Source organism: Knoellia sp. B-D-2 (assembly GCF_057714695.1).
On sequence record NZ_CM173189.1, the window covers coordinates 515,692 to 540,956 of the forward strand.

At 71.7% G+C, this 25,265-nt stretch carries 22 protein-coding genes and 1 tRNA gene; 11 read left to right on the forward strand and 12 right to left on the reverse strand.

The genetic code is table 11. The features are described from left to right. Positions 1 to 15: 15 nt before the first annotated feature. Genes thrC through AC3EU2_RS02455 form a run of 5 tightly spaced genes read right to left on the reverse strand, consistent with a single transcriptional unit; the run spans position 16 to position 6,029 of the window. Positions 16 to 1,104 carry a threonine synthase gene (gene thrC, locus AC3EU2_RS02435; protein ID WP_488178159.1) on the reverse strand — a complete coding sequence of 363 codons (1,089 nt, stop codon included), beginning with the start codon at positions 1,102 to 1,104 and terminating at the stop codon, positions 16 to 18. Position 1,105: 1 nt separating this feature from the next. Next, positions 1,106 to 2,437: a homoserine dehydrogenase gene (locus AC3EU2_RS02440; RefSeq protein WP_488179427.1), complete on the reverse strand. Its 1,332-nt coding sequence runs from the start codon at positions 2,435 to 2,437 to the stop codon at positions 1,106 to 1,108. 50 nt (positions 2,438 to 2,487) lie between these two features. Continuing rightward, on the reverse strand, positions 2,488 to 3,927 hold the full coding sequence (lysA, locus tag AC3EU2_RS02445) for a diaminopimelate decarboxylase (RefSeq protein ID WP_488178160.1): 1,440 nt from the start codon (positions 3,925 to 3,927) through the stop codon (positions 2,488 to 2,490). Positions 3,928 to 3,938: 11 nt separating this feature from the next. After that, positions 3,939 to 5,585: an arginine--tRNA ligase gene (argS, locus tag AC3EU2_RS02450; protein ID WP_488178161.1), complete on the reverse strand. Its 1,647-nt coding sequence runs from the start codon at positions 5,583 to 5,585 to the stop codon at positions 3,939 to 3,941. Between the two features lie 9 nt (positions 5,586 to 5,594). Next, entirely contained in the window at positions 5,595 to 6,029 is a 435-nt protein-coding gene (locus tag AC3EU2_RS02455) for a response regulator (RefSeq protein ID WP_488178162.1), read from the reverse strand. A gap of 74 nt (positions 6,030 to 6,103) precedes the next feature. Between AC3EU2_RS02455 and AC3EU2_RS02460 the strand changes: the two genes are divergently transcribed. Continuing rightward, positions 6,104 to 6,178: transfer RNA gene (locus AC3EU2_RS02460), tRNA-Arg, on the forward strand. A gap of 227 nt (positions 6,179 to 6,405) precedes the next feature. Here AC3EU2_RS02460 and AC3EU2_RS02465 read toward each other — a convergent pair. The 3 genes from AC3EU2_RS02465 to AC3EU2_RS02475 all read right to left on the reverse strand — a co-directional run bounded on the left by AC3EU2_RS02465 (position 6,406) and on the right by AC3EU2_RS02475 (position 10,353). Further along, entirely contained in the window at positions 6,406 to 7,014 is a 609-nt protein-coding gene (locus AC3EU2_RS02465) for a hypothetical protein (RefSeq protein WP_488178163.1), read from the reverse strand. Positions 7,015 to 7,948: 934 nt separating this feature from the next. Beyond that, on the reverse strand, positions 7,949 to 9,007 hold the full coding sequence (locus tag AC3EU2_RS02470; RefSeq protein ID WP_488178164.1) for a hemolysin family protein: 1,059 nt from the start codon (positions 9,005 to 9,007) through the stop codon (positions 7,949 to 7,951). Beyond that, positions 9,004 to 10,353 (reverse strand): hemolysin family protein, encoded by a 1,350-nt coding sequence (locus AC3EU2_RS02475; protein WP_488178165.1) that lies wholly within the window; start codon positions 10,351 to 10,353, stop codon positions 9,004 to 9,006. Before AC3EU2_RS02475 ends, AC3EU2_RS02470 begins: the two co-directional genes overlap by 4 nt. A gap of 120 nt (positions 10,354 to 10,473) precedes the next feature. Here AC3EU2_RS02475 and AC3EU2_RS02480 point away from each other — a divergent pair, with 120 nt between their 5' ends. The 5 genes from AC3EU2_RS02480 (at position 10,474) to AC3EU2_RS02500 (ending at position 17,206) form a co-directional block, all read left to right on the forward strand. Next, complete coding sequence (locus AC3EU2_RS02480; RefSeq protein ID WP_488178166.1) at positions 10,474 to 11,466, forward strand: ABC transporter ATP-binding protein; 993 nt, start codon at positions 10,474 to 10,476, stop codon at positions 11,464 to 11,466. Next, complete coding sequence (locus tag AC3EU2_RS02485; protein ID WP_488178167.1) at positions 11,466 to 12,272, forward strand: ABC transporter permease; 807 nt, start codon at positions 11,466 to 11,468, stop codon at positions 12,270 to 12,272. Before AC3EU2_RS02480 ends, AC3EU2_RS02485 begins: the two co-directional genes overlap by 1 nt. A gap of 115 nt (positions 12,273 to 12,387) precedes the next feature. Then, entirely contained in the window at positions 12,388 to 16,269 is a 3,882-nt protein-coding gene (locus tag AC3EU2_RS02490) for a multifunctional oxoglutarate decarboxylase/oxoglutarate dehydrogenase thiamine pyrophosphate-binding subunit/dihydrolipoyllysine-residue succinyltransferase subunit (RefSeq protein WP_488178168.1), read from the forward strand. A gap of 70 nt (positions 16,270 to 16,339) precedes the next feature. Beyond that, on the forward strand, positions 16,340 to 16,516 hold the full coding sequence (locus AC3EU2_RS02495) for a DUF6104 family protein (protein WP_169744237.1): 177 nt from the start codon (positions 16,340 to 16,342) through the stop codon (positions 16,514 to 16,516). A gap of 3 nt (positions 16,517 to 16,519) precedes the next feature. Next, entirely contained in the window at positions 16,520 to 17,206 is a 687-nt protein-coding gene (locus tag AC3EU2_RS02500; protein ID WP_488178169.1) for a GDSL-type esterase/lipase family protein, read from the forward strand. A 15-nt stretch (positions 17,207 to 17,221) separates the two neighbouring features. On the opposite strand, the gene AC3EU2_RS02505 is transcribed toward AC3EU2_RS02500, so the two are convergent. After that, the gene (locus AC3EU2_RS02505; protein WP_488178170.1) at positions 17,222 to 18,190 is read right to left on the reverse strand and encodes a zinc-binding dehydrogenase; all 969 of its coding nucleotides are present in this window, start codon (positions 18,188 to 18,190) and stop codon (positions 17,222 to 17,224) included. Between the two features lie 59 nt (positions 18,191 to 18,249). Here AC3EU2_RS02505 and mmuM point away from each other — a divergent pair, with 59 nt between their 5' ends. Continuing rightward, entirely contained in the window at positions 18,250 to 19,131 is an 882-nt protein-coding gene (mmuM, locus tag AC3EU2_RS02510) for a homocysteine S-methyltransferase (protein ID WP_488178171.1), read from the forward strand. 4 nt (positions 19,132 to 19,135) lie between these two features. Here the strand turns inward: mmuM and AC3EU2_RS02515 are convergent, their stop codons facing one another. Further along, positions 19,136 to 20,293: an NAD(P)-dependent malic enzyme gene (locus AC3EU2_RS02515; RefSeq protein ID WP_488178172.1), complete on the reverse strand. Its 1,158-nt coding sequence runs from the start codon at positions 20,291 to 20,293 to the stop codon at positions 19,136 to 19,138. Positions 20,294 to 20,461: 168 nt separating this feature from the next. Between AC3EU2_RS02515 and AC3EU2_RS02520 the strand changes: the two genes are divergently transcribed. The 4 genes from AC3EU2_RS02520 to AC3EU2_RS02535 all read left to right on the forward strand — a co-directional run bounded on the left by AC3EU2_RS02520 (position 20,462) and on the right by AC3EU2_RS02535 (position 22,704). Next, positions 20,462 to 20,821, forward strand: coding sequence for a S24/S26 family peptidase (locus AC3EU2_RS02520; RefSeq protein WP_488178173.1), 360 nt, complete (start codon positions 20,462 to 20,464; stop codon positions 20,819 to 20,821). Between the two features lie 66 nt (positions 20,822 to 20,887). Beyond that, complete coding sequence (sodN, locus tag AC3EU2_RS02525; RefSeq protein WP_035936570.1) at positions 20,888 to 21,289, forward strand: superoxide dismutase, Ni; 402 nt, start codon at positions 20,888 to 20,890, stop codon at positions 21,287 to 21,289. Between the two features lie 198 nt (positions 21,290 to 21,487). Further along, the gene (locus tag AC3EU2_RS02530; protein WP_488178174.1) at positions 21,488 to 21,811 is read left to right on the forward strand and encodes a DUF2218 domain-containing protein; all 324 of its coding nucleotides are present in this window, start codon (positions 21,488 to 21,490) and stop codon (positions 21,809 to 21,811) included. Continuing rightward, the gene (locus tag AC3EU2_RS02535; RefSeq protein WP_488178175.1) at positions 21,808 to 22,704 is read left to right on the forward strand and encodes a dioxygenase family protein; all 897 of its coding nucleotides are present in this window, start codon (positions 21,808 to 21,810) and stop codon (positions 22,702 to 22,704) included. The genes AC3EU2_RS02530 and AC3EU2_RS02535 overlap by 4 nt, the downstream gene beginning before the upstream one ends. A 17-nt stretch (positions 22,705 to 22,721) precedes the next feature. On the opposite strand, the gene AC3EU2_RS02540 is transcribed toward AC3EU2_RS02535, so the two are convergent. Together AC3EU2_RS02540 and AC3EU2_RS02545 are read right to left on the reverse strand one after the other, a co-directional pair. Beyond that, positions 22,722 to 24,011 carry an HD-GYP domain-containing protein gene (locus AC3EU2_RS02540; RefSeq protein ID WP_488178176.1) on the reverse strand — a complete coding sequence of 430 codons (1,290 nt, stop codon included), beginning with the start codon at positions 24,009 to 24,011 and terminating at the stop codon, positions 22,722 to 22,724. Further along, a complete protein-coding gene (locus AC3EU2_RS02545) occupies positions 24,008 to 25,246 on the reverse strand; it encodes an HD-GYP domain-containing protein (RefSeq protein ID WP_488178177.1) in 1,239 nt (412 codons plus the stop codon). The genes AC3EU2_RS02540 and AC3EU2_RS02545 overlap by 4 nt, the downstream gene beginning before the upstream one ends. Positions 25,247 to 25,265 lie beyond the last annotated feature (19 nt).

Genomic DNA, 25,265 nt, shown 5'->3' on the forward strand with positions numbered 1-25,265 from the left:
CCACTCCCCCACGGGTCAGCCCTCGAGGCCGAGGACCTCGGCGACGGCCTGGGCCTCGGCCGACACCTTGACCGGCTCGATCTCCGAACCGTCAGCGGTGCGCAGGGCCCACTGCGGGTCCTTGAGGCCGTGGCCGGTGACCGTGCAGACGATCGTCGCGTCGGGCGGGACCTGACCGCGCTCGCTCGCCTGGATCAGGCCGGCGATGCTCGCCGCGGACCCGGGCTCGACGAAGATGCCCTCGGTCGAGGACAGGAGCCGGTGCGCCGCGAGGATCTGCTCGTCGGTGACCGACTCGATGCGGCCACCCGACTGGTCGCGAGCCTCCTCGGCCTGGCGCCACGACGCCGGGTTCCCGATGCGGATCGCCGTGGCGATCGTCTCGGGGTCGTCGACGGGGTGGCCGAGGACGATGGGCGCCGCACCAGCGGCCTGGAAGCCCCACATCTGCGGGGTCCGCGTCGCGACCGCCGGCAGGCCCTCGGCGTCCGTGGCGTACTCGGTGTAGCCCCGCCAGTAGGCCGTGATGTTGCCGGCGTTGCCGACCGGGAGCACATGGATGTCGGGGGCGTCGCCGAGGGCGTCGACGATCTCGAACGCGGCCGTCTTCTGTCCCTCGATGCGCGCGGGGTTGACCGAGTTGACGAGCTCCACCGGATGGATCTCAGCGAGCTTGCGCGCGACGGTGAGGCAGATGTCGAAGTTGCCGTCGACCTGGATGAGCGTCGCGCCGTGCGCGATCGCCTGGCTGAGCTTGCCCATCGCGATCTTGCCCTCGGGGACGAGGACCGCGCAGGTCATGCCGGCCTTGGTGGCGTATGCCGCGGCCGACGCGCTCGTGTTGCCGGTGCTCGCGCAGATGACCGCCTTCGCCCCGCGCCCCTTGGCGTGGGAGATGGCGGTCGTCATCCCGCGGTCCTTGAACGAGCCGGTCGGGTTGAGGCCCTCGTACTTGACGAGGACGTTGGCGCCGACCAGCCCGGAGAGGTGCTCGGCCGGGATGAGCGGCGTTCCCCCCTCCTGCAGGGTCACGACCGGTGAGCCGGAAAGCATCGGCAGACGGTCGGCATACTCACGGATGACTCCGCGCCACAGGTGTGCCACGTCAGGCTCCTTCCACGCGCATCCACGAGACGACCTCGTCGACCGTGTCCAGACCCGTGAGTGCGGCGACCGTCGCGGAGAGCGACGCATCGGGTGCGCGGTGGGTGACGACGACCAGCTCGGCGCGCGAGCTCTCGCCGTCACCGAGGACGCGCTGGCGCACCGTCTCGATGGAGACCCCGTGGTCGGCGAAGACGGACGCGACCGAGGCGAGCACGCCCGGGCGGTCGGCCACGGCGAGGCTGATGTGGTACCTCGTCATCGCCTCACCCATCGCGACGACGGGGAGGTCGGCGTAGGCGGACTCGGCCGGGCCGTGACCACCGGCGAGGCGGTGGCGCGCGACGGCGACGACGTCGCCGAGCACCGCCGACGACGTGGGGTCACCGCCGGCACCCTTGCCGTAGAACATCAGCTCGCCGGCGGCGCGCGCCTCGACGAACACGGCGTTGTAGGCGTCGTGCACCGACGCGAGCGGATGCGAACGCTTGATCATCGCCGGGTGGACCCGCACGCTCACACCGCTCGGGACCCCGGACTCGTCGCGCAGGAGCTCGCAGATCGCGAGCAGCTTGACGACGGCGTCCATCTCGCGGGCGGCCTGGACGTCCGCGGCCGTCACCTCGGTGATGCCCTCGCGGTGCACCTGGGCACTGGACACCCGGGTGTGGAAGGCCAGCGACGCGAGGATGGCGGCCTTGGCGGCGGCGTCGAAGCCCTCGACGTCGGCGGTCGGGTCGGCCTCGGCGTAGCCCAGGGCCTGTGCCTGCTCGACGGTCTCGGCGAACCCGGCGCCGGAGCTGTCCATCTTGTCGAGGACGAAGTTGGTCGTCCCGTTGACGATACCGAGGACGCGCTGGACGTCGTCGCCGACGAGCGACTCACGCATGGGGCGCACGATCGGGATCGCCCCGGCGACGGCGGCCTCGTAGTAGAGGTCGACACCGGCGTCGGCCGCCGCGGCGTACAGCGTCGGCCCGTCCTCGCCGAGGAGCGCCTTGTTGGCGGTAACCACCGACGCCCCGTGCTTCATCGCGGTGAGGATGAGCTCACGCGCCGGGTCGATCCCCCCGATGACCTCGATGACGACGTCGGCGCTGCGCACGAGGGTGTCGGCGTCGGCGGTGAACAGGGACGGGTCGACCGGGACGTCGGGGCGCGCCCGCTCGGGGCGGCGCACGGCGATGCCGATGAGGTCGAGGCGGGCGCCGACCCGGGCGGCGAGGTCGTCGGCGTTCGTGACGAGCATCGTCGCGACAGCGGAGCCGACGACGCCGCAGCCCAGCAGGGCGACCCTGAGGGCGGGCTCCGCGGGTCGGACGGGCACGGCCATCTCGGTCCTCTCCTCGGGCGTCACGGGCTGGTCATCACGGTGCTGCGACATCAGCTGCTCCCGACGTCGAGGGCGAGCAGGTCGTCGATGGTCTCACGGCGCACGAGGACGCGTGCCGCGCCGTCTCGGACCGCGAGCACCGGCGGCCGCGGGGTGTGGTTGTACTGGCTCGACAGGGCGCGGCAGTAGGCGCCCGTGCCGGGCACGGCGATGAGGTCGCCGGGGCGGGTGTCCGCGGGCAGCCACTCGTCCTGGACGACGATGTCCCCGCTCTCGCAGTGCTTGCCGACGACGCGGGCGAGCATCGGGGCGGCGTCCGAGCTGCGGCTCGCGAGCGTGCACGAGTAGTCGGCCTCGTAGAGGGCCGGCCGCACGTTGTCGCTCATCCCGCCGTCGACGGAGACGTAGGCCCGCGAGTGGAGGTCGCCCAGCTGCACCTCCTTGACCGTGCCCACCTCGTAGAGGGTGAACGTCGAGGGGCCCACGATCGCGCGGCCCGGCTCGACGGACACCCGCGGGACCCGCGAGAGGGTTTCGTCGCCGGAGGCGGCGAACTCGTGCCGGACGATGTCGGCGAGCTGCGCGGCGAGGAGCGCCGGCGGGAGCGGCGTGTGCTGCGAGGTGTAGGCCATGCCGAAGCCGCCGCCCAGGTCGATCTCGGGGCTGTGGTGCCCGAGCTCGGTCGCGACCTGCCGGTGCAGGCCCACGAGCCGGCGGGCGCTCAGCTCGAAGCCCCCGGTGTCGAAGATCTGGCTGCCGATGTGCGAGTGCAGCCCGCGCAGGTCGAGGCTGTCGTGGGCGAGGACCGTGCGAGCCGCCTCGAGGGCCTGCCCCTCGGAGAGGCTGAAGCCGAACTTCTGGTCCTCGTGGCCGGTCGCGATGAACTCGTGCGTGTGCGCCTCGACACCGACGGTCACCCGGATCATGACCGGCGCGACGACCCCGAGCGAGGTGGCGACGTCCGCCACGCGCTCGATCTCGGTGAAGGAGTCGAGGACGATCCGCCCGACGCCGTACTCGAGGGCCGCCCGGATCTCCTCGACCGACTTGTTGTTGCCGTGGAAGCCGATCCGCGCCGGCGGGAAGCCGGCCCGGCGGGCGACCGCGAGCTCGCCGCCACTGCAGACGTCGAGTGAGAGGCCCTCCTCCGCGACCCATCTCGCGACCGAGGTGCACAGGAAGGCCTTGCCCGCGTAGTAGACGTCGGCTCCCCCGCAGACCTGCGCGAAGGCGTCCGCGAAGCCGTCGCGGAACGCACGCGCCCGCGACCGGAAGTCCTGCTCGTCGACGACGTATGCCGCAGTGCCGTACTCGCGCGCGATGCTCACGACGTCCACGCCGGCCACCGTGAGGCGGCCCTCGGCGTCGCGCTGCACCGTCTCCGGCCACAGCTCCGGCAGCAGGGCCATGACGTCGTCCGGGTGCGGGAGGTAGAGCGGCGGGCCGCCATAGCCCTCCGCGTGGAGGGCGCCGGCTTCGTGCGAACGCATCGGTCAGACCCTCACATGCGCTCGGGCGCGCTGACGCCGAGCAGGTCGAGACCGTTGGCGAGCACCTGCCGGGTGGCGTCGTTGAGCCGCAGCCGCGTGCGGTGGAGGTCGGTGACCTCCTCCTCGGCGTTCATCGGCCGGACCCGGCACGTGTCGTACCACTTGTGGTAGCGGCCGGCCAGGTCCTCGAGGTAGCGCGCGACCCGGTGCGGCTCGCGCAGCTGCGCCGCGTGGGCCACGACCCGCGGGAAGTCGCCGAGGGTGGCGAGCAGGGTCGCCTCCGTCGGGTCAGCGAGCAGCGACGGGTCGAAGCCGTCCACGGCGCTGACGCCGTCCTCCGCCGCGAGCCGCGCCACGTTGGCGGTGCGGGCGTGGGCGTACTGGACGTAGAAGACGGGGTTGTCGTTGGTCTGCTTGCGCAGCTCCTCGCCCTCGAGGCTCAGCGGGCTGTCCGCGGGGTAGCGGGCGAGGCTGTAGCGGATGGCGTCGCTGCCGATCCAGCGGATGACGTCGGCGAGCTCGACGATGTTGCCGGCGCGCTTGGAGAGCTTGGCTCCCCCGAGGTTGACGAGCTGCCCGATCCGGACCTCGATGTTCTGCGCCGGGTCGTCACCCGCCGCGGCGGCAATGGCCTTGAGCCGGTTGATGTAGCCGTGGTGGTCCGCGCCGAGCAGGTAGATCTTCTCGACGAATCCGCGGTCCTTCTTGCTGAGGTAGTAGGCGGCGTCGGCGGCGAAGTAGGTGGGCTCGCCGTTGGCCCGGATGAGCACCCGGTCCTTGTCGTCGCCGAAGTCGGTCGTGCGCAGCCACACCGCGCCGCCATCGTCGAAGACGTGGCCCTGCTCGCGCAGCCGGTCCACGCTCTTCTCGACCGCGCCGCCGTCGTGGAGCGTCGCCTCGGAGAACCAGACGTCGAAGTGGACGCCGAAGCTCTCGAGCGTGGCCCGGATCTCGGCGAGCTGCGCCTCGTAGCCGATCCGGCGCGCCTCACCGAGCGCCTCCGCCTCGGGCAGGTCGAGGAGGTCGGGCTGCTGCTCGAGCGCCGCGGCGGCGAGGTCGTCGACGTAGGCACCGGGGTAGCCGCCCTCGGGCGTGGGCTCACCCTTGGCGCGGGCGAGGACGCTGGCGCCGAAGACGTCCATCTGGGTCCCGGCGTCGTTGATGTAGTACTCGGCCGTGACGTCCGCGCCGGACGCGACGAGCAGCCGCCGCATCGCGTCGCCGAGGGCCGCCCACCGAGTGTGGCCGATGTGCAGCGGCCCGGTGGGGTTGGCGGAGATGAACTCGAGGTTGATCGTGTGGCCCGCCTCGGAGTCGTTGCGACCGTATGCCGTCCCCGCGTCGACGATGCTCCGTGCCAGCTCGCCGGCGCTCGCCGTGTCGAGCGTGATGTTGAGGAACCCCGGTCCGGCGACGTCGACCGCGGAGATCCCGGGCACGTCGAGGAGGCGTGCGGCGAGGGTGGTCGCGAGGTCGCGCGGGGGCACCCCGGCCGGCTTGGCGAGCTGGAGCGCGATGTTGGTGGACCAGTCCCCGTGGTCGCGGTTGCGGGGGCGCTCCACGCGGACCTCGTCCGGCACGGAGGTGCTGAGATCTCCGCCTGCGGCGGCCTCGACCAGGGCAGCCCGGATCGCGGAGGACAGTTCTTCGGGAGTCACCCGTGGAGTCTATTGGTCGCTCTCGTGCGGCCTGCCGCCGACCGCGAGCCGTGAGACGACCTCGACGAGGTCGACCGGGTCGAAGGGCTTGGCGACGAACGCGTCGAACCCGGCCAAGGCGGCCTCGCTGCGGTCGTGGGCGGTCGTGGAGGCCGTGACGAGCACGCTCGGCACGTGCGCAAGGCGTGGGTGCGAGCGGATCGCCGCGATCGCCCACCACCCGTCCCGGCGGGGGGTCTGCGCGTCGAGGACGATGACGTCGGGGGTACGGGACGAGGGATCGATGAGGTGGCTCATGGCCTCGTGGCCGTCGGCCGCGAGGAGGACGTCGAAACCCTCGAGCTCGAGGTTGATCCGGATGATCTCGCGGATCGAGTCGATGTCGTCGCACACGAGGACGAGGGGGCGGTCGGTGGCCGTCGACGCAACCTCCCCGGATTCCATGGGTGCAACTCTAGGCTGCTACTCTCCGTGGCAGCCTCACAAGGCGCGGACCCGCTGGCGACAGCGTGGTGCGGGCCCCCGTAGCTCAGGGGATAGAGCACCGCCCTCCGGAGGCGGGGGCGCAGGTTCGAATCCTGCCGGGGGCACCATCAATGAGGCCGCTGACCTGCGAAAAACAGGTCGGAGGCCTTGTTGTGTGCCTCTCGTGTGCCCTCGAAGGCGTCGACACGGCAAAGAGTGACCCCCGCAGCGCGCGAACGCTCGGGGGGTCGTGACGACAGAACTGGTGAGGTTCCGAACGTGGACGCGATCCCACCCGCACGGCCCGACCCTTGGCAGTCCCTCGCCCACGTCGCGCCATCCCTCCTGGAGCTGGTCATCCGCGGCGTCCTCTCGGGTCCGTGAGCTGCCACGGATCGCCCCCAGCAGGACCGTGCACGGTCAGCCGCGGGTCACCGGACAGCCTGCCCTCGGCTTGAGGTCGGGCTGGACGGCGTGGCGCGGCAACGACGCGAGGTCGGTCCCTTGGGGGGTTGCCCAGCTCTGCCCGCTCCGCGATACCGGTGCTACTCAGCTTCTTGTAGGCGAGCCCACTACACTTGCCGGTCGCGAGCTTCACCTGGAACTGCACAGTCGTGTACGGATTCGATCGCCATTCCCCGAAAGGCGAGTAACGCTTTCCCGTGCCCTTGAGCGTCACGGTCGAACCTGAGCGCGAGGTGGACAACGAGGACTTGGAGCCGAAGCGAATGTCGACCGAATCCGATCCGCCGGTCAGCTGGTTGTCTTCGCTGTCGTAGGCGAGGTCGATGGAGGCGAGCTGCCGTCCGGGCTGGAGTTGCCAGTCGTAGATCTGGAGCCTCCCGGACTTCGCACCGTTTTCCAGGAGCTGCCCGTCCACGTACTCGCGCGTCGCGTCGTGCTCGAGGTCAGCCGACATGTCGTTGAGGTCCGCCGCGGCAGGTCCGCCGATGGCGAACGGCACCCACTCGTAGGCTTGGTCGACGACGACCTGGGTCGGGATGACGTTGATCGTGAGGTCCGTGGCTGCCGAGGCCCTACATCGACGGCCAGAACTGCTTCAGCGGCTGCCTCGACTTCGAGGCATGCCGGCCAATCTCCGTTGCGCGCAGCGAGATTCGCCATTCCACCATGACGGCGACGACAACCTGATGTACTTGCGGTGCAGGGTGGCGCGTCGGGTGCAGCGGGCGCCACCGTCCACGGTCGGGCGCCCCTGACCGACCCCAACGAAGGAACGACCGATGGCGCGCGCGTGGGTGAGAGCGACTAAGCATCAAGAACGGCGGCGCAAGCTGGCTCTCCGGCTGGACCCGTTCGACTACCCCATCTGGATCGACCAAGTGTTGTGCCGAGTGGTGGGCAGGGGGCACACCGCGATTCACTCCTACGCCGTCGTCTGTGCGTGGTGTCACGAACCCCTGCCCCCGGACTCGCCCGACACGCTGCCGAGAGACGACTGGTCAGTTGGCTGGATGGCTGACCCGATCTGACCGACGACGGAGCGTTCCTGGACTCGTGCCACGGGCACCCGGCGAAACGTCGAGCACATTCCCGCCCACTGACGCTCGGGATCGACGCGGGCGACGTTCTCATCGCGGACGTCGCGCCCGCCAGGGATCGCGGTGGGCGCGGCCCTGCACGCTGTAGTCGTCCCGTTCGTCGGTCTGCTGGCCGTCCAGGGCGCGAGTGAGTCAATGTGGCTGCGGACGCAGCTCGGCGCTTCCAGACTGTCGAGGACACCGTTCACCGCCTTGAGAGTCGACACCGTCGTGATGTTGATGCGCGTGAAACCGGCCAGATCTGAAGCCGTGAGAGGACAGGTTCGAATCCTGCCGGGGGCACTGACGACGTGAGAGCGACAACGGGGGCACCATCCGGACGAAGCACCGGTCGGCTCAGACGCGGCGTCGCGTCCAGCGGTCACCGTGCGAGGAGTCCGTCACCTCGCCGACGAGCTCCTCGATGACGTCCTCGAGGAAGACGACACCGAGCACCTCGCCGTCGTCTCCGACGACCCGAGCCAGGTGCGAGCCGGTGCGCTGCATCGTCGCCAGCACCGACTCGACCTCGTCGTCACGGCGGACGGTGGCCATGCGGCGGACCCGCTTGGCGGGCACCGGCTGGAGCCGCTCCTGCTCGTCAGCGAAGAGCACGTCCTTGAGGTGGAGGTAGCCGGACAGCGTTCCGGCCGCGTCGACGACCGGGTAGCGGGAGAACCCGTGCCGCGCGACGAGCCGCTCGATGTCGTCGGGCGTGGTCTCCGTGCCGACGGAGACCAGCCGGTCGAGCGGCACACCGACGTCGCCGGCGTCCTTGTCGCTGAACTCGAGGGCGGCGCCGAGCAGGCCGTACTGCTCGGGCTCGACGAGCCCCTCCTTGTGCGACTCCGAGACGATCTGGGCGACCTCCTCGGCGGTGAAGGCGGAGGCGAGCTCGTCGCGCGGCTCGACCCCCAGGGCCCGCACGATGCGCTTGGAGATCCAGTCCATCGCGTTGATGATCGGCTTGACCACCTTGGACACCATGACGAGCGCGGGAACGAGGGCGATCGCGGCGCGCTCGGGCGTCGCGATGGAGAGGTTCTTGGGGATCATCTCGCCGACGACGACGTGGAGGAACACGACGATGAGCAGGGCGAGCACGAGGGCGACGACGTCCGCGACCTCCTCGGGTGCGCCGACCGCCTCGACGGGACCGACGAGCGCATGGTGCAGCGCCGCCTCGGAGATGGCGCCGAGGAGGACCGAACAGACGGTGATCCCGAGCTGTGCGGTCGCGAGCAGGATGCCGGTGCGCGAGAGGGCGTCCAGCGCGGCACGGGCACCACGGCTGCCCTGCTCCGCGAGGGGTTCGAGCTGGCTGCGGCGCGCGGACATGGCGGCGAACTCGGCCCCGACGAAGAAGGCGTTGGCCAGGAGCAGGACAACGGTGATGAGGACGGTCCCGAGACTCATGCCGGGGCCCCCTCGTCCTCGTCGCGCGTTCTCGAGTGGTCCCCGGCGTCCGGGTCGATGGGGGTGACCCGCAGTCGGTCGACCCGGCGGGCCTCCATGTCGATCACCGTGATGCGCCACCCGTCCGCCTCGACGACGTCGCCGACCTCCGGGACCCGGCCCAGCTCGGACATGACGAACCCTGCCACGGTCTCGTAGGCCGCCCCCTCCGGGATCGCGATGCCGGTGCGTCGCAGGATCTCGTCGGGTCGCCACAGGCCCGGCACGGTCCACGACCCGTCGGACATCTGCCGGCCGGTGGTCTGGCTCCGGTCGTGCTCGTCGGAGACCTCACCGACGATCTCCTCGACGAGGTCCTCGAGCGTCACGACGCCGGAGGTGCCGCCGTACTCGTCGACGACGATGGCGAACTGCTGGCCGCTGTCGCGCAGCTGGATGAGCAGGGGGTCGAGTCGGATCGTCTCGGGCACGACGAGCGGCGGGGTCATCAGCGCGGACACCGGCACGTCGACGCGGCGGTCGTGCGGCACCGCGATCGCCTTCTTGACGTGGACGACGCCGTCGACGTCGTCCCAGTCGTCGTCGATCACCGGGAACCGGGAGTGACCCGTCCGGCGGGCGAGCTCGACGCACTCGCGGGCGGAGGCGGAGCGGTCGATGGCGGTGGCCCGCGAGCGCGGGGTCATGACGTCGGCGGCCGTCTGCGAGCCGAAGCCCAGCGACGCCGTGACGAGGCGAGCCGTGCGCAGGTCGAGGGTGCCGGCCTCGGCCGACGTCCGGACGAGCGAGGCCAGCTCGGCCGGGCTGCGCGCGGCCGAGAGCTCCTCCTGCGGCTCGACCCCGAGCGCACGCAGCGCGGAGTTGGCCGTGCCGTTGAGGAAGAAGAGCAACGGCTTGAGCGCGATCGCGAACCAGCGCACCGGGCCCGCGACGACCTTGGCCGTGCTCAGCGGCGTCGAGATCGCCAGGGTCTTGGGGACCATCTCGCCGACGATCATCGAGAAGACGGTGGCGATCACCATCGCGAGCACACCGGCCACGCGCGAGGCGGCCGACTCGGCGAGACCCGCCGACTCCAGCGGCCCGCGGAGGAGCGTGCCGATCGACGGGTTGGCGAGGAAGCCCAGCACGAGAGTGGTGAGGGTGATCCCGACCTGCGACGCCGACAGCTGGGTGGACAGGCTCCGAAGCGAGGCGAGCACGCTCCGCGCCCGGGCGTCACCACGCTCGACGCTCTTCTCGACCGACGGGCGGTCGAGGGCGACGAGCGCGAACTCGGCGGCGACGAACACGGCGGTCCCCAGCGTCAGCGCGATGCCGGCGAGGACGAGTAACCACTCGGTCATAGTGGAGCCATCCTAGGGACCGCGCGTGAGCGGCCCGGACCACCCCTCGGTTGACCCCACGGCCGCACCGGCCTGCAACACTGCAGCCATGGCGACACACGACCACGGGGGCGGTCCACGATGACCACGACGGCACAGCGGACCGACGGCGCACGGATAGAGGTGCGCGACCTCACCAAGACCTTCGGCAGCTTCACGGCCGTCGACCGGCTGAGCTTCGAGGTCGAGCCGGGGCGGATCACCGGGTTCCTCGGCCCGAACGGCGCCGGCAAGACGACGACGCTGCGGATGCTGCTCGGGCTCGTGCACGCCACCTCGGGCACGGCGACGATCGACGGGAGCGACTACCGCGACCTCGACCGGCCCATGGCCATGGTGGGGTCCGCGCTCGAGGCCACGAACTTCCACCCCGGCCGCAGTGGTCGTGACCACCTGCGGGTGCTCGCCGCCGCAGGCGGCCTCCCCGACAAGCGCGTGGACGAGCTGCTAGAGCTCACCGGCATACCGGCTGCCGCGCGCAAGCGCGCCGGCGAGTACTCGATGGGGATGCGGCAGCGCCTCGGCCTCGCCGCGGCGCTGCTCGGCGACCCCCGGGTCCTGCTCCTCGACGAGCCGTCGAACGGTCTCGACCCCGAGGGCATCCGGTGGCTGCGCGGCTTCCTGCGCCACCTCAGCGAGGAGGGCAAGACGATCCTCGTCTCGAGCCACCAGCTGCAGGAGGTCGAGCAGACGGTCGACGACGTCGTCATCATCGCCAACGGCCGGCTCGTCCGGTCGGGTGCCATGTCCGACCTGCGCGGTGCGCCGTCGACGATCGTGCGCACCTCCGACCCGGACCGGCTCGCGGGGGCGCTGCGGGTGGCCGACGTCATGGCCACGCCCGGCAGCGACGGCGCGGTCGTCGCCGAGACCACCGACCTGCGCCTCGTCGGTGACGTGGCGCTGCGCGCCGGGCTCCCGGTCTGGGAGCTGCGCGCCCGCAAGGCCGACCTCGAGGCGCTCTTCTTCGAGCTCACCGAGGGCACCAACCGCAACCTCGGCGACGGGTCCTCCGTGCCACGACCGCCGATCGAACGAGATGCCATCACCGGCCGGGAAGGAGCGAACGACTGATGGTTGCCGCGATCACGTCGGAGTTCCGGAAGTTCTTCACCACCCGCCTCTGGTGGGGCATGGCCATCGCCATGGTCATCGCCGCGGCGCTGTTCGCCGTGCTCTTCGGCTTCCTGCTCACCATCCCGCCGACCCAGGAGTCGATCGACGCAGGCCAGCCGACCGGCACCCCGCTCCAGATCGCCAACAGCGTCTACACCTCGGGCCTGACCATCGGGTACACGCTCACACTCGTCATCGGCATCATGCAGATCGGCTCCGAGTACCGCCACAAGACCATCACGAGCACGTTCCTCAGCACGCCCAGGCGCGCACGCGTCATGGCCGCCAAGATCGTCTCGCTGCTCGGCATCGGCGCGCTCTACGGGCTCATCTCGCTCGTCGGTTCGGTCGTCGCCGGAGCCATCGTCCTGCAGGCGCGCGGCTTCGACCCCTTCCCGAGCACGGAGGTCCTGCGTGCGCTGGCGCTGAGCCTGCTCGTCCTCGGCCTGTGGGCTCTCATCGGCCTCGGGGTCGGCATCCTCATCCCCAACCAGGTCGCCGCCCTGCTCATCGCCATCGGCGTCGCCCAGATCGTGGAGCCGCTGGCCGGCTTCGCGCTGACCTTCTGGGACTTCGGCCAGGAGCACGTGGCCAAGTTCATGCCGAGCCAGGCCACCGGCGCCATGGTCAGCGGAGTCACCCAGGGCGGGGACAACGCCGTGCAGCCCCTCACCTGGTGGGCCGCCGCCCTCGTGCTCGCTGCGTATGCCGCACTGCTCACGGCGATCGGCACCTGGCGGACCGTGCGTCAGGACATCTCCTAGGTCCTCCGCGCGCCACGCGACGGGGCGGGCCGACGCTCGCTCGACCACCCCGGAGGGATAGGCTGGTCGGACACGTGAACGTCGATGTCGACACGCAGAAAGAGGCGTATCCGCCGTGCCTGACCAGCCCGCATCCCAGGACCCCCTGACCGCATTCGGACCCAACGAGTGGCTGGTGGACGAGCTGTTCGAGCAGTACCAGACGGACAAGAACTCGGTCGACAAGGCGTGGTGGGACTTCTTCGCGGACTACGACCCGGCGGCCGGTCACCCCGGGGGCGGCAACGGGGCGCCCGCGGCTCCCGCACCGGCACCCGCGACCGGGTCCGGCACGCAGCCCACGACCTCGGCCTCGGCCCGGCCGGCACCGCCCCGGACGACGGCGGCATCCCCGGCACCCCGGGCCGACGCGCCGAAGGGTGACGCCCCGAAGAGCCAGCCCGCGGCCAAGGCGCCCGCTCCCGCTGCCAAGACGCCCGCTCCCGCCGCCAGGGCCGAGACCACCGCCACCGCCGCGTCGGGCGAGCCCAAGACGCGCGAGGCGGGGGCGCCCAGGTCCGAGGGGACGGTCAACCAGCCCGAGACCACCCCCATCCGCGGGGCGAGCGCCCGGGTCGTCGCCAACATGGAGGCCTCGCTCACGGTGCCCACCGCGACGAGCGTGCGCGCCATCCCGGCCAAGCTCCTCGTCGACAACCGGATCGTCATCAACAACCACCTCGCCCGCTCGCGTGGCGGCAAGGTGAGCTTCACCCACCTCATCGGCTTCGCCGTCGTCAAGGCGCTCGGCTCGATGCCGGCCATGAACAACGGCTACTCGACCGACGAGAAGGGCAAGCCGGTCCTCGTGACCCCGGCGCACGTCAACTTCGGTCTCGCGATCGACCTCGAGAAGCCGGACGGCTCGCGCAGCCTGCTCGTCCCGTCCATCAAGGCGGCCGAGACGATGGACTTCGCGCACTTCTGGACGGCATACGAGGAGATGGTCAAGAAGGCGCGCGGTGGCAAGCTCACCGTGGAGGACTTCCAGGGCACGTCGATCTCGCTGACCAACCCGGGCGGGATCGGCACCGTGCACTCCGTGCCGCGACTCATGGCCGGCCAGGGCACGATCATCGGCGTCGGCGCGATGGACTACCCCGCCGAGTGGCAGGGCGCGAGCGACGAGACGCTCAACCGCAACGCCGTCTCGAAGATCATGACGCTGACGAGCACCTACGACCACCGCATCATCCAGGGTGCCCAGTCCGGTGAGTTCCTCCGCGTCATCCACCAGCTCCTGCTCGGTGAGAACGGCTTCTACGACGAGATCTTCGAGAGCCTGCGCATCCCCTACGAGCCGGTGCGCTGGGTCCAGGACATCTCCGCCTCGCACGACGACGACATCAACAAGGTCGCCCGGGTCCAGGAGCTCATCCACGCCTACCGCGTGCGCGGCCACCTCATGGCCGACACCGACCCACTCGAGTACAAGCAGCGCAGCCACCAGGACCTCGACGTCACGAACCACGGCCTCACGCTGTGGGACCTCGACCGCTTCTTCGCCACGGGCGGCTTCGGCGGAGAGCCGTTCCTCAAGCTGCGCAAGATCCTCGGCATCCTGCGGGACAGCTACTGCCGCACCATCGGCGTCGAGTACATGCACATCCAGGACCCCGAGCAGCGCGAGTGGATCCAGTCCCGGATCGAGGTCGGCTACGCCAAGACGACCCGCGAGGAGCAGCTCCGGATCCTGCGCAAGCTCAACGCCGCCGAGGCGTTCGAGACGTTCCTCCAGACGAAGTTCGTCGGTCAGAAGCGCTTCTCCCTCGAGGGCGGCGAGTCCGTCATCGCGCTGCTCGACCGCGTGCTGTCGCGTGCCGCCGAGGACGACCTCGACGAGGTCTGCATCGGGATGCCGCACCGCGGACGCCTCAACGTCCTCGCCAACATCGCGGGCAAGTCCTACGGCCAGATCTTCCGCGAGTTCGAGGGCAAGCAGGACCCGCGCTCGGTGCAGGGCTCCGGGGACGTCAAGTACCACCTCGGCACCGAGGGGACCTTCACCGCCGAGGGCGGCGCGACCACCAAGGTCTACCTCGCGGCCAACCCGTCGCACCTCGAGGCGGTCAACCCGGTGCTCGAGGGCATCGTGCGCGCCAAGCAGGACCGCCTCGACCTCGCCGGCGAGGGCTTCACCGTCCTCCCGGTCCTCCTCCACGGTGACGCGGCCTTCGCGGGCCAGGGCGTCGTGGCCGAGACGCTCAACCTCTCGCAGCTGCGCGGCTACCGCACCGGCGGGACCGTCCACGTCGTCATCAACAACCAGGTCGGCTTCACGACCTCGCCGAGCTCGTCGCGCTCCTCGACGTACTCCACCGACGTGGCCCGGATGATCCAGGCGCCGATCTTCCACGTCAACGGCGACGACCCCGAGGCGTGCGTGCGCGTCGCGGAGCTCGCCTACGACTTCCGTCAGGAGTTCACCAAGGACGTCGTCATCGACATGGTCTGCTACCGCCGCCGCGGTCACAACGAGGGTGACGACCCCTCGATGACCCAGCCGCTGATGTACCACCTCATCGAGGCCAAGCGCAGCGTCCGCAAGCTCTACACCGAGTCCCTCATCGGGCGCGGCGACATCACGGTCGAGGACGCCGAGGCCGCGCTGCGCGACTACCAGCAGCAGCTCGAGCGGGTCTTCGTCGAGACCAAGGAGGCCCTCAAGGCCAACGACGCGGAGGCCGCCCGGGCCGCCGACGACAACTACACCGGCACCGACGTCGAGGGCCACACCGGGCTCGAGCCGCCCACCGCGCAGACCGCGGACGCCACCGACCGCTCCGCCTCCGACACCGCCATCTCCCCCGAGGAGCTCAAGGCGATCGGCGAGGTGTTCGCCAACCCGCCGCACGGGTTCACCGTGCACCCCAAGCTCCAGCAGATGCTCGAGAAGCGCGTCGCGAGCGTCAGCCAGGGCGGGATCGACTGGGCGACCGGCGAGCTCCTCGCCTTCGGCTCCCTCCTCAAGGAGGGGACCCCGGTGCGTCTCGCCGGCCAGGACAGCCGACGCGGCACCTTCGTGCAGCGCCACGCCGTCCTCATCGACAAGAAGACCGCGCTGGAGTGGACCCCGCTGCTCTACCTCGGCGAGGGCCAGGGCCGGTTCTGGGTCTACGACTCCCTGCTGTCGGAGTTCGCGGCGATGGGCTTCGAGTACGGCTACTCGGTGGAGCGCCCCGACGCGCTCGTGCTGTGGGAGGCGCAGTTCGGCGACTTCTTCAACGGCGCCCAGACGATCATCGACGAGTTCATCAGCAGCTCGGAGCAGAAGTGGGGCCAGCGCAGCTCGGTCGTGCTACTCCTCCCCCACGGCTACGAGGGGCAGGGTCCGGACCACTCGTCGGCCCGGATCGAGCGCTTCCTGCAGATGTGCGCCGAGGACAACATGACCGTCGCGTACCCGTCGAGCCCGGCGTCGTACTTCCACCTGCTCCGTCGACAGGCCTACGCCCGCCCGCGCCGCCCGCTCATCGTCTTCACCCCGAAGTCGATGCTGCGTCTCAAGGCCGCGTCGAGCATGCCCGAGGACTTCACGACCGGCACGTTCCGGCCGATCCTGCCCGACCGCGCGGACGCGACGAGCGGCACCGTCGACCGGGTGCTCCTCGCCGCCGGAAAGGTGGTGCACGACCTCGAGGCCGAGCGGGCCAAGCGAGGCGACACGTCGACGGCGATCCTGCGGATGGAGCAGTACTACCCGCTGCCCGGCAGGCAGATCGCGGACGAGCTGGCCAAGTACCCCGACGCCGAGCTCGTCGTCGTCCAGGACGAGCCGCAGAACCAGGGCGCCTGGCCCTTCCTCGCGCTCAACCTCCCCGCGGCCCTCGCCGAGCACGACGTCCAGCGCCCGCTGCGCGTGCTCTCGCGCAAGGCGTCGGCGTCGCCGGCGACCGGATCGTCGAAGAAGCACCAGGGCGAGCAGCTCGAGCTCGTCGCGGCGGCCTTCACCCGCTGACCGCAGGCAGGTGGGGCGCTGTCGGGCGTCGGTCACCGACCGGTGGGGCGCCGCGCGTTAGGGTTTCGTCGTGTACTTCACCGACCGAGGGATCGAGGAGCTCGAGGCGCGGCGCGGCGACGAAGAGGTCACCTTCGCCTGGCTCGCCGAACAGCTGCGAACCTTTGTGGACCTCCACCCCGATTTCGAGACCCCCGTCGAGCGACTCGCCACCTGGCTGGCCCGGCTCGACGACGAGGACGACTGACCGATGAGCAACGCCCACAGCCCCACCCACCCCTCCGACGAGGGTGACGGCGGCGACCTCGAGTTCCGGCCGAGCGCCGAGTTCAGCGTCCACGCCGACGGGCCCCGCGACGTCGCGATCGTCTTCCTCGGGGCCTCCATGGTCGCCGGGGTCGGCGACCCCAAGGGTCAGGGCTGGGTCACCCGGGTCGTCGGCCGCACGTCGCACCCGGACCTCGAGCTCACGGCATACAACCTCGGGGTGCGCGGGCAGACCAGCGGTGACGTGCTCGCCCGCTGGCACACCGAGTGCCCGCCCCGGTGGAAGGACCGCGGCGAGAAGCGGCTCGTCGTCCAGGTCGGCGCCAACGACATCGCCTCCGGGGTCACCCTCGCCCGGCACCGGCTCAACCTCGCCAACATCCTCGACGAGGCCGCGAGCACGGGCGTCTCGTCGTTCGTCGTCAGCCCGCCGCCGAGCAGCGACCCGGCGTTCAACGACAAGCTGGCGGTCCTCGTCGAGTCGCAGGCCGACGTCTGCGCCCGCCGCTCGGTGCCCTTCGTCGACTGCTTCCGGCCGCTGCTCGGCCACGACCAGTGGCGCTCCGAGCTGGCCGCGAGCCACGACGGTCACCACCCGGGGCAGGCCGGCTACGGCCTCATCGCCTGGCTCGTGCTGCACAACGGCTGGAACGACTGGCTCCGGATCTGACCCGCGGGCGCCGGCTCACGTCGTGAAGACGACCTTGCCGGTCACGTGGCCGTCGACCATCCGCGCGAACCCGTCCCGGGCCTGCGCCAGCGGCAGGACCGAGTCGATGAGCGGCTCGATGCCCTGCCCGACGACGAAGGCCGCCAGCCGCTGGAGCTCGTCGGCAGTGCCCATCGTCGACCCGACGACGCGCAGCTGCTTGAAGAAGATCTTGGTGAGCTCGGCCTTCGCGGGCGCGTCACCGGAGGTCGCCCCCGAGATGACGATCGTCCCGCCGGGCCGCAGCGCGTTGACCGAGTGCGACCACGTCGCCGCCCCGACCGTCTCGAGCACGGCGTCGACCCGCTCGGGCAGCCGCTCCCCGGACGCGAACGCCCGGTCCGCGCCGAGCGCCACCGCCTGCCGGCCCCTGGCCTCGTCGCGGCTCGTCACCCACACCCGCAGGCCCGCGGCCGCGCCCAGCTGCACCAGCGCCGTCGCGACCCCGCCGGCCGCACCCTGGACGAGGACCGTGCCCCCGGGCTGGACCCCCGCGTTGCTGAAGAGCATCCGGTATGCCGTGAGCCAGGCGGTCGGGAGGCAGGCCGCCTGCTCCCAGCTCAGGGACTCCGGCTTGGGCACGAGGTTGGTGCGTGGTACCGCGACCTTCGTCGCGAGCGTGCCGTCGTGCAGCTCGGAGAGCAGCGTGCGCCGGGGGTCGAGGGTCTCGTCGCCGCGCCAGCCGTCCGAGGGGATGACGGCGTGCACGATGACCTCGTTGCCGTCCGGGTCGCGGCCCGCGCCGTCGCACCCCAGCACCATCGGCAGGCGGTCCGCGGGCAGGCCCACGCCGCGCAGCGACCAGACGTCGTGGTGGTTGAGCGCGCACGCGACGAGGTCGACGACGACCCAGCCCTCCGGAGCCTGCGGGTCGGGGCGCTCCCCCACCTCGAGACCCGAGAGCGGGTCGGTGGAGGACTGCGACACGGCGTAGGCGGCGAGCATGCACCGACCCTACCCACGGCGCTCCCACACCCGGCCGCGGCCGGTGCGACGATGTGTCGATGAGCAACGACGAGCGCCCCGCCCCGGTCGTCGTCCTCGACGGCGGGTTCGCGACCGCGCTCGAGTCCCGGGGACACGACCTGTCCGGCCTGCTGTGGTCGGCGCGACTGCTCCGGGACGCCCCCGACGAGGTCGTTGCCGCGCACCGCTCGTTCGTCGACGCCGGCGCGGAGGTCGTCATCACCGCGTCGTACCAGGCCAGCCACGCCGGGTACGCGCGGGCCGGCCTCACCGCCGAGCAGTGTGACGCCGACCTCGAGACGTCGGTCCGGCTGGCGCGCGAGGGAGCGGACGGCCGCGCCCGGGTCGCGGCGTCCGTGGGCCCATGGGGCGCCCACCTCGCCGACGGGTCCGAGTACACGGGCTACCCGGGAGTGAGCCGGGGCGAGCTGCGGGACTTCCACGCGCGACGGCTCGAGCGCCTCGTCGCGGCCGGACCCGACCTCGTCGCCGTCGAGACCCTCCCCGAGCTCCTCGAGGCCGAGGTCGTCGTCGACCTCCTGGCCGAGCTCGCGCCCGAGATGCCCTACTGGGTGTCCTTCTCCGCCACGGGCGACGCCCGGCTCACCGGGGGGGCACCGTTCGCCGAGGCGGTCGCGGTCGTCGGCGGTCCGGCCGTCGCCGTCGGGGTGAACTGCACGGCGCCGCAGCACGTCGAGGAGCTGCTGGCCTCGGCGCACGCGCGCGTGCCGTACGTCGTCTACCCCAACGCGGGAGCGACCTACGACGCCGGGGCCAAGACGTGGACCGAGGACGGGGCGGCTCAGTTCCCCCGGGCGGCGGTCCGCCGCTGGCACGAGCTCGGGGCCCGCTACCTCGGCGGCTGCTGCGGGATCGGCACGGACGGCATACGCGGCATCGGCGATGCCGTGCGCGCCTGAGCCGTCAGGCCAGCGCGGCGACCGCCTCGGCGACCGCGTCCGCGACACCCGGCGCGAAGACGCTCGGCACGATCTCCCCGGCGGTGGGCTCGGGCACCAGCGCCGCGATGGCGGAGGCCGCAGCGAGCTTCATCGCCTCGGTGATCTGGCTCGCCCCCGAGTCCAGGGCCCCACGGAAGATCCCGGGGAAGGCGAGGACGTTGTTGATCTGGTTGGGGAAGTCCGACCGGCACGTGGCGACGACCGCCGCGTGCCGGTGGGCCACGTCGGGGTGCACCTCGGGGTCGGGGTTCGCGAGCGCGAAGACGATCGAGCGGGGCGCCATCCGCGCGATGTCCGCTTCGGGCACCGTCCCCCCGGAGACGCCGATGTAGACGTCCGCGTCGACGAGCGCCGAGGCGAGCGCGCCCGAGAGGCCCCGGGGGTTGGTGGAGGCCGCGATCCGGTGCTTGTGCCCGGTGAGGTCCGCGCGTGACGGCGAGATGATGCCGCGCGAGTCGCACACGACGACGTCGCGGACACCGGCCCGCTGGAGGAGGGCGGTGACCGCGACGCCGGCGGCGCCGGCACCGGCCACGACCACCCGCAGGTCGGGCAGGGTCCGCCCGACGACCGTGGCGGCGTTGAGCAGCCCCGCGAGCACGACGATCGCCGTGCCGTGCTGGTCGTCGTGGAAGACGGGGATGTCGAGGCGCTCCTTAAGCCGGGCCTCGATGTCGAAGCAGCGGGGCGCGGAGATGTCCTCGAGGTTGATGCCCCCGTAGGACGGCGCCAGCCGAGCGATCGCCTCGACGAGCTCGTCGACGGATCCGGTCTCCATGCACACGGGGACCGCGTCGATCCCGGCGAAGTGCTTGAAGAGGACCGCCTTGCCCTCCATCACCGGCATCGCCGCGAGCGGGCCGATGTCGCCGAGGCCGAGGACGGCGGTCCCGTCGGAGATGACGGCCACCGTGTTGCGCCTGCCCGTGTAGCGCGCGGAGAGACTCGGGTCCGCGGCGATGGCACGGCAGACGTCCGCGACGCCCGGGGTGTAGAGCAGGGACAGGTCGTCCCGGTCCCGGAGCGGTTGCGTGGCGTGTACGGCGAGCTTGCCGCCCTCGTGGGCCCGGAACACCGGGCCGTCGAAGTCGAAGCTCGGGTACGACGAGGACGCAGACATGACAGGACTCCCGGGTCACAGACGGTGGCGCGTCCGACGAGGTCGAAGCGACGGGCCGAGTCCCTGGTGTGGGACGGCAGGAGCGGGAGGTGTGCCGCTTCGTCATCCTCGCACGCGGCCTCTCGCGGCGTCCGCGGCACGCGACGTGCGCCGTGCCACAATCGCCGCGTGCGACGACGACCGCTCCCCCGCCCCCGGGTGGTCCGGGTGCGCGGTCGGTCGATGGAGCCGACCCTGCGCGAGGGCGATCTCCTGCTCGCCCTGTGGGGCGCCGTCGTCCGCGACGGCGACGTCGCCGTCGTGCGGCTCCCGCACGACGCCCACGGCGCCGCGCGACCGGTGTCGGTCAAGCGGATCCTCGGTCGTGACCCGGACGACCCGCTCCGGTGGTGGCTCGACTCCGACAACGCCCGAGAGGGGGTGACCTCCTTCGACGTCGGGTCGGTCCCCGGTGAGGACGTCCTCGCCGTCGTCGTCGGCCGCATCGCCCCCCGACCCGGCCGGATGAGAGCCCGGCCGACGCCCTGACCGGGCCGCTCGGTCGCGTTGTAGGTTGGGCAGTGGCCGACCACCCGCCCAACGAAAGGGACGTTCATGCGCCTGCCCACCCTCTTCCGTGTCACCGACGTCAGCGCCCACTGCGACCTGCCCTGCGGTGTCTACGACCCCGCCCAGGCACGCATCGAGGCCGAGTCGATCAAGGCGATCATCGCCAAGGTGGCCGACAACGACGACCCGGACTTCCGCACGCGGGCGGTGCTCATCAAGGAGCAGCGCTCCGAGCTCGTCAAGCACCACCTCTGGGTGCTGTGGACCGACTACTTCAAGCCGCCGCACTTCGAGAAGTACCCGCAGCTGCACACCCTCGTCAACGAGGCCACCAAGCTCGCCGGTGCCTCGGGCACCAAGGGCACGCTCGACGCCGCCAAGGCCGACGAGCTCCTCGCCAAGATCGACGAGATCGACGCGATCTTCAAGGAGACCAAGCAGGCCTGACGACCACCGCGGGCCTCGGCCCGCGCCGTCGTCGACCGGACGCCGCCCCGTTTCCCCGAGCCCTCACCGGCCGCGGGACCGGGGCGGCGTCCGTGCGTCGTGGGGACGGGCGCGTCCAGGGCTGAGTCTTAGTTGTTGCTTCAACCTTTTTGGGATAGCGTGGAGGCGTCGTCACCACCCGACCCGAACGGACCCGCCATGCCGCACCGCCTGCTCACCGCGCGCGCCGACGTCGCCACCGACGCACCCGCCCGCTACGCCAAGCAGCTTCTCTCCCACCTGGGTCGCAAGCTCGAGTTCACGACCCACGGCGCGACGTCGACCGCCCGCATCGGGGACGCCACCGCCGAGGTCACCGTCGGCGACGGCGTCCTCACCCTGCGCGCCACCAGCACGGACGAGCGGGGGCTCGCGACCGTCGAGGACGTGCTCGGCCGCCACCTCGAGTCGTTCGGGCAGCGCGCCGGGCTCGTCGTCGCCTGGGTCCGCACTGCCACAGTCGATGCCGAGGAGTCCGCATGAGCGCCGTGACGACGACCGCCGCGGCCGACGCCCGCATCCGCGCCGACCACCCGTTCGCCGTCCACCTGCGCCGGGCTGCCGAGACCGAGCGGGCCGGTGCCCATGCGCTCTGGACCCCCGACCACGGGCCGCTGCCGAGCCTCTACCTCAGCCACGGCGCCCCGATGCTCTTCGAGATGACCGACTGGATGACCGAGCTGCACACCTGGGCCCGGTCGCTGCCGAAGCCCAAGGCCATCCTCATCGTCTCGGCGCACTGGGAGTCCGCGCCCCTGAGCATCAGCAGCAGTGAGCCCACCGAGCTGGTCTACGACTTCGGCGGGTTCGCCCCGATGTACTTCCAGATGCGCTACGACACCCCGGCGGCGACCGGGCTCGCGGAGCAGGTCGCGCGCCTGATGCCGGACACCGAGCCGGTCCACGAGCACCGCAGCCGCGGCCTCGACCACGGGGCCTGGGTGCCGCTGAAGATCATGTACCCCGACGCCGACATCCCCGTCCTCCAGCTGAGCCTGCCCACCCACCAGCCGGAGCGGCTCCTCGACCTCGGGCGCCGGCTGCGGTCGCTGCGCGAGTCCGGGGTGCTCGTCATCGGGTCCGGCTACATGACCCACGGTCTGCCCTACCTCGACTGGTCCGACCCGTCGAACGTGCCGGGCTGGTCCTCCGACTTCGACCTCTGGGCCGCCGAGGCGCTCGCGCGCGGTGACGTCGACGAGCTGTCCGGGTTTCGGGACCTGGCGCCGGGCATGCCCTACGCCCACCCCACCGTCGAGCACTTCACGCCGTTGTTCGTCACCCTCGGGGCGTCGGCCGACCCCGCCGCGGCGCCGACGACGACCATCGACGGCTACGCCATCGGCCTGGCCAAGCGCTCCTTCCAGGCCGCCTGACCCCGGTCAGTGCCCGCTCAGCCTTCTCCGGGGGTCCCGATCGTGCGGATGAATGCCTCGACCACCTCGGGGTCGTACTCGTAGCCGAGGCCGAGGTGGATGCGCTCCAGCGAGGCCTCGACGGATGCCGGGTCGGTGCGGCCGTGGGAGAAGTCATCGAAGGCGTTGGCGACCTTGATGATCCGGCTGGCCAAGGGCACCTCCTCCCCCCACTCCCGCACGTGCCGGAACGGCGTCGCCTGGCGTTCCATGAGGTCGGCCACCCGGTCCAGGACCTCGGTCCGCCGCACGATCCGCGCACCTTCGGAGGCGATCCGGCGCTGGTCGTCCGGCGCGGCGAGCACCGTGGCACCGTCCGGGATCGGCGACCGCAGCCCGACCTGCCCGAGATCGTGGAGCAGGGCCGCGTACTCGAGGTCCCGCACCTCGTCGGCGTGCAGACCCATCGCTCGCGCGACCGCCACCGAGCGCTCGGCGACCCGCGACGCGTGTCCCGTCGGCGTGTAGCCCGCCACGTCGGTGAGCTGCGACAGCGTCGCGATGGTCTGTCGGTACGTGGCCCGGTTCGCGGCGTAGCGGCGCACCGCGACGTTGGTCAGCATCATGGGGAGCAGTCCCAGCGGCAGCGCGAGCAGGCCCATGACGGGGGCGAGGAAGGCGACGAGCGGGCCGGCGGCGAGCACCCCGAAGGTGAGTGCCTGCGCCTCCTCGAGCTCCTGCCGGATGGCCCCGGAAACGGGCACACCGGACCGGCGGGCGCGAACCAGGCCGGACAGGGCCAGGTCGGCATAGAGGCCCGCCGCAGCGACGAGCATCATGGCGATGGCCAGCACCGCGGGCGGGCGCAACCCTTGCGCGAGCCAGGTCCAGGCGCTGCCACCGCCGATCGGGATGCTGCGGAAGAGGACGGCCGTCACGCCCACGCCGATCGTGCGGACCGCCACGATCGTCCACTCGAACGGCCGTCCGAGCATCCGGCCCACGAGCAGCCCGAGGCAGAGCGCGGCAGCGACGACGAGGGTCACGACCCCCGCCGGCACGTCGAAGGTGGCGTGACCGTCCATCGGCCCCAGCAGGGCCAGGCCGATCGCCGAGCCCGACGACACCGGTGCCGCGACGCGTCCGGACGGCATGCGGACCCGCAGCATCTCCCCCGCCGCGATCGAGACCGCGAAGGCCGCCAGGAGGACCGCATGATGCCGGAGCGCAGCGGCCAGCTGCGTGTGCTCCGTGGCCAGCGCGACGACGACGGTGGCGACCGCGAGACCCACGACCAGCCGTTCGACCCTGCGGGGAATCACCCTCATGGCGCCTCGGCATCCGCGTCGGCATGGTCCTGGTCGCGCAGGGCGCGCGAGAGGGCTTGGAAGACCCGCTCCTCCTGGGCGTCACCGCGCAGCGTGCGCAGCCCCTCGAAGGCGTCCCGCGCGGTGACCGGATGGGCTCCATGGCGCACGAGGTCGTACTCGTCCGCGACCCGGACGAGGTCCGCGGCCAGGGAGGGCGGCGCGTCGTCGAGGTCCGCGCGCGCGACCTCCTCCATGAGGGACGAGGCGCCGCGCAGGAAGGGAAGGTCCTGGAGCATGGCCACGCCGCGGAGCCGGGCGCTCGTGACCTCGTCCTCGCCCTCGCGACCGGGCGCGACGACGACCCGCCCGAGGTCGTGGAGGAGACCGGCGGTCCGGATGTCGGCCACCTCCTTCGGCCCCAGGCCGAGGTCCTGCGCCATGCCGGCGGCGAGCACCGAGACCCGCCCGCTGTGGCCCTCCAGCTCCGGAGCGCGCGTCTCGATGGCGCTGACCAGTGCGCCCAGGGCGCGTTCGCGGGCCGTCCGTTCCTCGCCGTACTGGAGGAGGGCCCACCGGGCGCCGGCGAGGGGGACGAGCGCCACGAGGATGGCGACGGGACCCAGGTCGCCCGGCAGCCACATGATGACGACGAGGAACGCGATGATCCCGTAGGCGAACTGCGACGGGCCCGAGCCGGTGAACATGTCCCGGAGCTGCAGGCGCACCGGCACCCCGGTCGTGACCCTGATGACCCCCGCGACCAGGACCGCGTTGACGACGAGGTTGACGACGTCGGCGACGACGACGGGCAGCCCGACGTGCCACGTCAGGTCGGCGGCGCCGCTGAGCGCCGCCGGGTCGAACGACCCCCCGGCCCACGCGTAGGCCAGCCCGCCGACCATGGCCGACGCCGAGGTCATCGCCATGTTGAAGACCCGTCGGCGCATCGGGATGCGCCGTGTCGTCAGACCCGTCATCACCAGGCCGACGATTCCGGCGCCGAGGACGCCGACGACGGGGATCGCCGCGAGGACCACGACGTTGTCAGCGGTGAAGTGGCTGCGACCGTCGCTGCTCGTCGGCAGCCACCAGGTCAACGCTCCGAGCAGGGCCAGCACGCCGAGGCTGGCCCACTCGGTGGGCCAGCCCTGGAACGAGAAACAGATGAGCGACAGCACCGCCCAGAGAAGGACGGCGCTGCCGATGTAGAGGTCGGTGGCGTGCTTTCGCATCAACCCGGCGGCCGACGCCATGGCGTCGAGCGAGCGCCCG

Bases quoted from the DNA above. Each gene is read 5' to 3' on its own strand.
- AC3EU2_RS02440 (WP_488179427.1), bottom strand. From the start codon at position 2,437: ATGGCCGTGCCCGTCCGACCCGCGGAGCCCGCCCTCAGGGTCGCCCTG.
- AC3EU2_RS02480 (WP_488178166.1), top strand. From the start codon at position 10,474: ATGACCACGACGGCACAGCGGACCGACGGCGCACGGATAGAGGTGCGC.
- mmuM (WP_488178171.1), top strand. From the start codon at position 18,250: ATGAGCAACGACGAGCGCCCCGCCCCGGTCGTCGTCCTCGACGGCGGG.
- AC3EU2_RS02535 (WP_488178175.1), top strand. From the start codon at position 21,808: ATGAGCGCCGTGACGACGACCGCCGCGGCCGACGCCCGCATCCGCGCC.
- AC3EU2_RS02545 (WP_488178177.1), bottom strand. From the start codon at position 25,246: ATGGCGTCGGCCGCCGGGTTGATGCGAAAGCACGCCACCGACCTCTAC.
- AC3EU2_RS02515 (WP_488178172.1), bottom strand. From the start codon at position 20,293: ATGTCTGCGTCCTCGTCGTACCCGAGCTTCGACTTCGACGGCCCGGTG.
- AC3EU2_RS02505 (WP_488178170.1), bottom strand. From the start codon at position 18,190: ATGCTCGCCGCCTACGCCGTGTCGCAGTCCTCCACCGACCCGCTCTCG.
- AC3EU2_RS02455 (WP_488178162.1), bottom strand. From the start codon at position 6,029: ATGGAATCCGGGGAGGTTGCGTCGACGGCCACCGACCGCCCCCTCGTC.
- AC3EU2_RS02540 (WP_488178176.1), bottom strand. From the start codon at position 24,011: ATGAGGGTGATTCCCCGCAGGGTCGAACGGCTGGTCGTGGGTCTCGCG.
- lysA (WP_488178160.1), bottom strand. From the start codon at position 3,927: ATGCGTTCGCACGAAGCCGGCGCCCTCCACGCGGAGGGCTATGGCGGC.
- AC3EU2_RS02485 (WP_488178167.1), top strand. From the start codon at position 11,466: ATGGTTGCCGCGATCACGTCGGAGTTCCGGAAGTTCTTCACCACCCGC.
- sodN (WP_035936570.1), top strand. From the start codon at position 20,888: ATGCGCCTGCCCACCCTCTTCCGTGTCACCGACGTCAGCGCCCACTGC.
- AC3EU2_RS02530 (WP_488178174.1), top strand. From the start codon at position 21,488: ATGCCGCACCGCCTGCTCACCGCGCGCGCCGACGTCGCCACCGACGCA.
- AC3EU2_RS02470 (WP_488178164.1), bottom strand. From the start codon at position 9,007: ATGAGTCTCGGGACCGTCCTCATCACCGTTGTCCTGCTCCTGGCCAAC.
- AC3EU2_RS02500 (WP_488178169.1), top strand. From the start codon at position 16,520: ATGAGCAACGCCCACAGCCCCACCCACCCCTCCGACGAGGGTGACGGC.
- AC3EU2_RS02475 (WP_488178165.1), bottom strand. From the start codon at position 10,353: ATGACCGAGTGGTTACTCGTCCTCGCCGGCATCGCGCTGACGCTGGGG.